Annotated in this window: 6 protein-coding genes; all 6 read left to right on the plus strand. The window is 29.7% G+C overall.

Annotated features, from left to right (window positions below):
• The first annotated feature begins 382 nt into the window (after window positions 1-382).
• Window positions 383-817 (plus strand): hypothetical protein, encoded by a 435-nt coding sequence (locus ACH2BO_RS04480; protein ID WP_395043552.1) that lies wholly within the window; start codon window positions 383-385, stop codon window positions 815-817.
• Window positions 818-826: 9 nt separating this feature from the next.
• A complete protein-coding gene (locus ACH2BO_RS04485) occupies window positions 827-1,318 on the plus strand; it encodes a hypothetical protein (protein WP_395043553.1) in 492 nt (163 codons plus the stop codon).
• A 340-nt stretch (window positions 1,319-1,658) separates the two neighbouring features.
• Window positions 1,659-2,513, plus strand: a complete 855-nt coding sequence (locus ACH2BO_RS04490; RefSeq protein ID WP_395043554.1) for a hypothetical protein — start codon at window positions 1,659-1,661, stop codon at window positions 2,511-2,513.
• Between the two features lie 737 nt (window positions 2,514-3,250).
• A complete protein-coding gene (locus ACH2BO_RS04495) occupies window positions 3,251-3,907 on the plus strand; it encodes a hypothetical protein (RefSeq protein WP_395043555.1) in 657 nt (218 codons plus the stop codon).
• A 115-nt stretch (window positions 3,908-4,022) separates the two neighbouring features.
• Window positions 4,023-4,847, plus strand: a complete 825-nt coding sequence (locus tag ACH2BO_RS04500) for a carboxypeptidase-like regulatory domain-containing protein (protein WP_395043556.1) — start codon at window positions 4,023-4,025, stop codon at window positions 4,845-4,847.
• A 239-nt stretch (window positions 4,848-5,086) separates the two neighbouring features.
• Window positions 5,087-5,272: helix-turn-helix domain-containing protein (locus ACH2BO_RS04505; RefSeq protein ID WP_395043557.1), on the plus strand; the 186-nt coding region annotated here is incomplete at its 3' end.

The raw sequence follows: 5,272 nt of genomic DNA on the forward strand, positions 1-5,272 counted from the left end.
TATAACAGTGAAACTAAAAAATAAATTATAAAAGTTAAAAGAAATTTTACTAAATTTGAAAATCAAAATACAATAACAAATATAGTCGTCGGTTAACAGCGGTTTGCAAAAATTGGGGTTTTCGGCTTTATCAAAGTTGGTTTTGTACTTGCAAAGTTCAGGTTTTACTGAAAGTTTGGTCTGTACATTTCCCCAACTTCAGCAAGCCACGAGACGTTAGCAGATATTGTTGAGAAACCGAGTAGAAATAAGGAAAATCTTCAAAACTAAAAACTTAAAAAATATCTTTAACGGCGGGAAATTAGCTGAACAACCGAAAGCCAAAAATGACTTTTTACACCAAAAAAGCATAAAATAAAGTAAGCAAAAAAATAATTATTTAATGAAGACAAATTTTTTCAAAGTATCAATTTTAGCATTAGTTACAATTTTTACAATTTCTTGTTCAAAAGATGACAGTTCAAGTTCAACAGACACCAACACAAGTGGCGGAACAACAATTAACACAAATGCAAAATTCACAGTTGCAACACCAACCGGAGTTGTAAAACCAAATTATATTGTATTGATGTTTGACCAACCATTTTCACCAACTGCAACTTTGCCACCAATTATTAAACAAGAGACATCAGACGCTAATGGATTGGTAAATTTTAATCTTAACTCATTAGTTACAACTTCAACACCAAAAAAATACTATTTTGAAGTTTTTACACTTTCAGGAACAACTTATACTTTAAAAACAACATTTTTTCGTTTTGATAACGATTTTGTAAAAGGTTCTCAATTAACAACAACTTTATTGGTAAACAACTAAAATAGAAAAATGAAAAATAGAATTATACTTTTAGGATTAACTTTAACTTTGGCGAGTTGCGGAAGTTGGAACAGAATTGGAGATTTAACAACTATTGGAAATAGAAATGTTGATGATAGTAAAAAATATGCTTTACTAACTCGTGAAGTTGAAGCGATTGCCGAAGCTGATGCTGATGCAATGGAACAAGCGGTTGATAATTTGACCAAAAAATACGAAGGCGAATTTTTGAGAAACGTAAAAGTCTATGTTAAAGACAATGGCAAAAAAGTAAAAATTATTGGCGATGTTTGGGGAACACAAAATACTTTAATAAATATATCCACCGAAGCAAACGCAAAAATCACGTTGAATGTTGGAGATAGCGTAGTTTTCAAAAGAAAAGGAAAACTAACCGACGGAAAAATTATTGGAGTTAATGCTAACTTGGTAATTGTAGAATTTGATGGCAACAGAAAAGTGGAATTAAAATATGATGAAGTAACGAAGACGAATAAATAACAATTACAACATCTGCTAACAGCCGTTTGGCAAGATTGGGGGTTTTGGGCTAAATTTGATGTTTGTTTTGTACTTGTAAAGTTTAGTCATAAACCGAAACTTCTCGCCTACTTTTCCCCAACCTCGCCAAGCGGCAAAACGTTGGCAGAAAATTTTTGACCGACGTTAACGCTGAAAAATGAATAAAACATAATTAAAAATTATGCTTCATAAAAAAAGTGATTCTAAAATTAAAAATAGATATGTCAAGTGGTGGTGCAATTAACTAAACCTCAAAGTCATCATCATGTAATATTTTACCTAAAATAAGAGGATTAATAATACCATGAAAAATTTAATTTTGGCAATATTTACAATAATTATTGCATTCTCAACATTTACTTCTTGTTCTAATGATAATAATAAAATTAATGAAGAAGAAAATCTCATGAGAAACTTACGGACTTATAACATTTCTAATGAAAACTCATCCTTTTCTACTTCTAAAAAATGTGTAGGTTTTTGGAATTGTCTTGGCTATGTTGCCCAAGTTGCAGGAGCTGACATTATTGGCGCTGGCACAGGTGTTGTAGTCGTTAAAGAAGCTGCTGCTGCATTGGGTGCAGTTAGTGGCGGTACTGGAGCAGTTGTTTTAATGGTTGGCTCAGGTGTGATTTGTGGTGCTGGGGCATCTTATGCAGCCGCAAGAACTGCAGATACAGATTATACAAAACCAAATGTAGAGTATGGTAACCTTCAAATAGAAATACCTGCGGAATTTTCAAGCTTTGAAAATATTGGTATTAGACATAACAACGTAATACACAATAATTTTTTCAATGGTGAGTCGATAGAAAATTTTTATAACACCTTTACTAATGAAGAAAGACATATTTTAAAATCTGAATTAGTTATTAATGCAAATGAAAAATTAAAATTAGCAAGTGCAAATTATGTATCAAGTAATTTTGACTATAAAACTTTAACACAAAAAATGGTAAATGAAGGTTACTACACTATTAATATGAAATTAGTGTCTGATTTATTCTTAGAAAGATATTTTGAGTGCTCGGAGAACATTGATATGGAAAATACAATTAATTTTTATATTGATCAAGTTTCAAAATCAAATTTAACTGAAACTGAAAAGCAAGCATTAATTGCATCTTTCATTGTAGCTTCACAAAGTCCATATTATCTTTTAGATACAAAATAAAAAAAAATGAAAAATAAATTAATATTTGTACTTTTAGTAATTATTTATTTCGTTATTATAAAAGTCGATTTCAATAATTTGATTTTTCAAATAACTATACTTTTACCTTTATTTTTAATTATACTATTTCAAATAATTAAAATTTATATTCAATTTAAGAATAATAAAAATAACGAGGTATAATAACTGTTATAAATATTAGCGGCTTTGGGCTATTTCTAAAGCCGCTTTTGATTTTTAATAATATATTAAAACTTAATATAACAAATAGAATTTTCCAGATTAAATCTTCTGCCAACAGGCGGTTTGGCGCAATTGGGGTTTTAGGCAAACTTTAAAGTAGGTTTTGTACTTGGAAGTTCGGTCTTTAATTTATACATTTGGCTAACCAAATCCCCAACTGACGCCAAGCCACGAGACGTTACAGTAAACCTTTTCCAAAAATGACGAATATAGTATTATGAAATATTGAAAAACAGGTATTTATACGTACACGTAATTCAAATTTTTATATCACATTAGTAAAAAGGAAAAGTCTCGTTTTTAGACATTGCCTGATAATCTAACATAATTTAAATGTATGAATCACATTTGTTGGAAATATGAAGGAATGGTTAGTAATCTAACAATTAAAAACTGTAACGGGCAGAATTTATAAATTTAACCAACGCTGAATCTTTGACTGCCATTAAGTGCCAGAAGCACAATCAAAGAAGAAAGCAAAAAAACCATTTAAAATGAAAACTATTAAAAGTACATTTTTTTCTTTATTAATTCTTATTGTGGGAACAAGTTTAGCAACAAGTTGTTCAAAAGATGATGAAACCAACGCAAATGTTATTGAAAACGCTAAAGTTTCATCTTATTTAGAAACCTTTTACTCAACAAATTTTCAATTTGGAAAATCTGTTGAAACAAATCCAAAAAGCAATTCAACATTGTTAAACAGAAGTACAGAAGTAGAAAATTTAGTTATTACTGAAGTTTTTGTTGGTAATGCCACAACCGCTAGAGGTTATGTCATTACAGATAAAAATACTAACGATTTTTTATATTTTATCGATGTAGATAGAATTGATTTTAAAATGACTTCTGTAAAAATTGACGTGAACCAAGTTATAACTTTGGACAACATCAATCAGCTTGAAAAATATTTCAGCACAAATGAATTTGATTACATAAAAATCGCTCAAGATTACCAAGCAGAAATTAACGAAAACCAAGCAAACAAACGTCCATTTTGGGGTTGGGCTCCAACTACACCTGGCGCATGTGGTCCGAATAGTAATGGTGATGGCGGATGTTCTTATGGAACATATCAACAACATTATATTTTTTGGATAAAAGACGGTGAACCAGTTGCTACTGGTGATGTATTTCCTTGTAATTGCTAATAAATTAATCTAACTAGAGACTGTTCAATAACTTTGAACAGTCTCTTATAAAAGAAATATGAAAAATATATTTTTAGTTTTTTATTTTTTGGCTAATCTTTCTTTCTGCCAACAAATGACTGTCATAGATAAGGATTCTAAAACAGCAATTGAATATGCTACAATTCAATATTATAAAAATAACAGCTATGTAAATGGCAGTTATAGCGATATTCATGGAATTTTTTCTTTGTTAAAAAATAGTGACAAAATAATTATCTCATGCATTGGCTACAAAACTTTGACTCATGAAAGTAATAGTAAATCTACTGTTATAGAACTTGAAAAAAACATCTATAGTCTTGAAGAAGTCGTAGTAGGAAATAAAAAATATATTGCGGGTAATATAGATAAGAAAAAAACCAAAATGGTAGGCTTATCAATGGGATTAGAAACGGGTTCATATATAAAGAATAATTTCAAAAAAGAATTTAAAGTAAAATCTTTGAAATTTAAAGTCAACAAAGTTAAAGATGATGTTAAATATAGAATCCATTTTTATTCTTTCAAAAAAGATACTTTAGTTCCAAATATTGAATTAACTACAAAAAATAAAATCAATACTTTAACCAAAAATACTAAAGGGATAATTGAAATTAATTTAGAAAATGAAAACATAATTTTTCCACTTGAAGGTATTTATATTACTTTGGAATGTTTGAGCGGAGAGAATGTGCCAGACAATAAATATTTCCTTTCAAAAAAAGAAGCAATATTCAGTATCGAAGCTTACAAATCTTCTAATTTTGAATTTGTTTCAAGAAACTCGTTAAAAGGTGTTGGATGGATAAATGTGAACGAATGGTTACCTAGAAATTATAAAGATACATTTGGCAAAGATTACGATATTGGACTTTTATACGTTCCAACTTTCGGACTTGATTTAATTGAAGTTGAATAACATTTGTAAATTTTTTAATATTAGATAAAGGCTTCCTGTAACAGCGGTTTCAAGAAATGGCGAGGCTCGGGATTTATCAGAAATTGGAAAGGTCTTTAATTAAAAGTTTTAGTTATATTTGTATAGGCTTGGTCTTGGCTCATCGCCACTTCATGAAGCCGCGAAACGTTGTGCGTCAGTTTCGAGCGTGACAATTCCTAAAATAGGTTGACTAAAAATTAAACACTTTTTAGCAACTTATGACACTAACAAAAAAACAACCCTGTCCAAAAAAAGAGTATCAAAAGATTGGTTTTGATCTCAAACTTTCCATCATTGACCAAATTACAAACGGTCAGATTTCGGTTAATTATGCAGCCAAGTTGCATGGAATTTCTCGCTCTTCAATTACCTATTGGATGAAAAAATTGCGTTCCTTTGAACAA

The organism is Flavobacterium sp., assembly GCF_043773265.1.
Lineage (GTDB): Bacteria > Bacteroidota > Bacteroidia > Flavobacteriales > Flavobacteriaceae > Flavobacterium.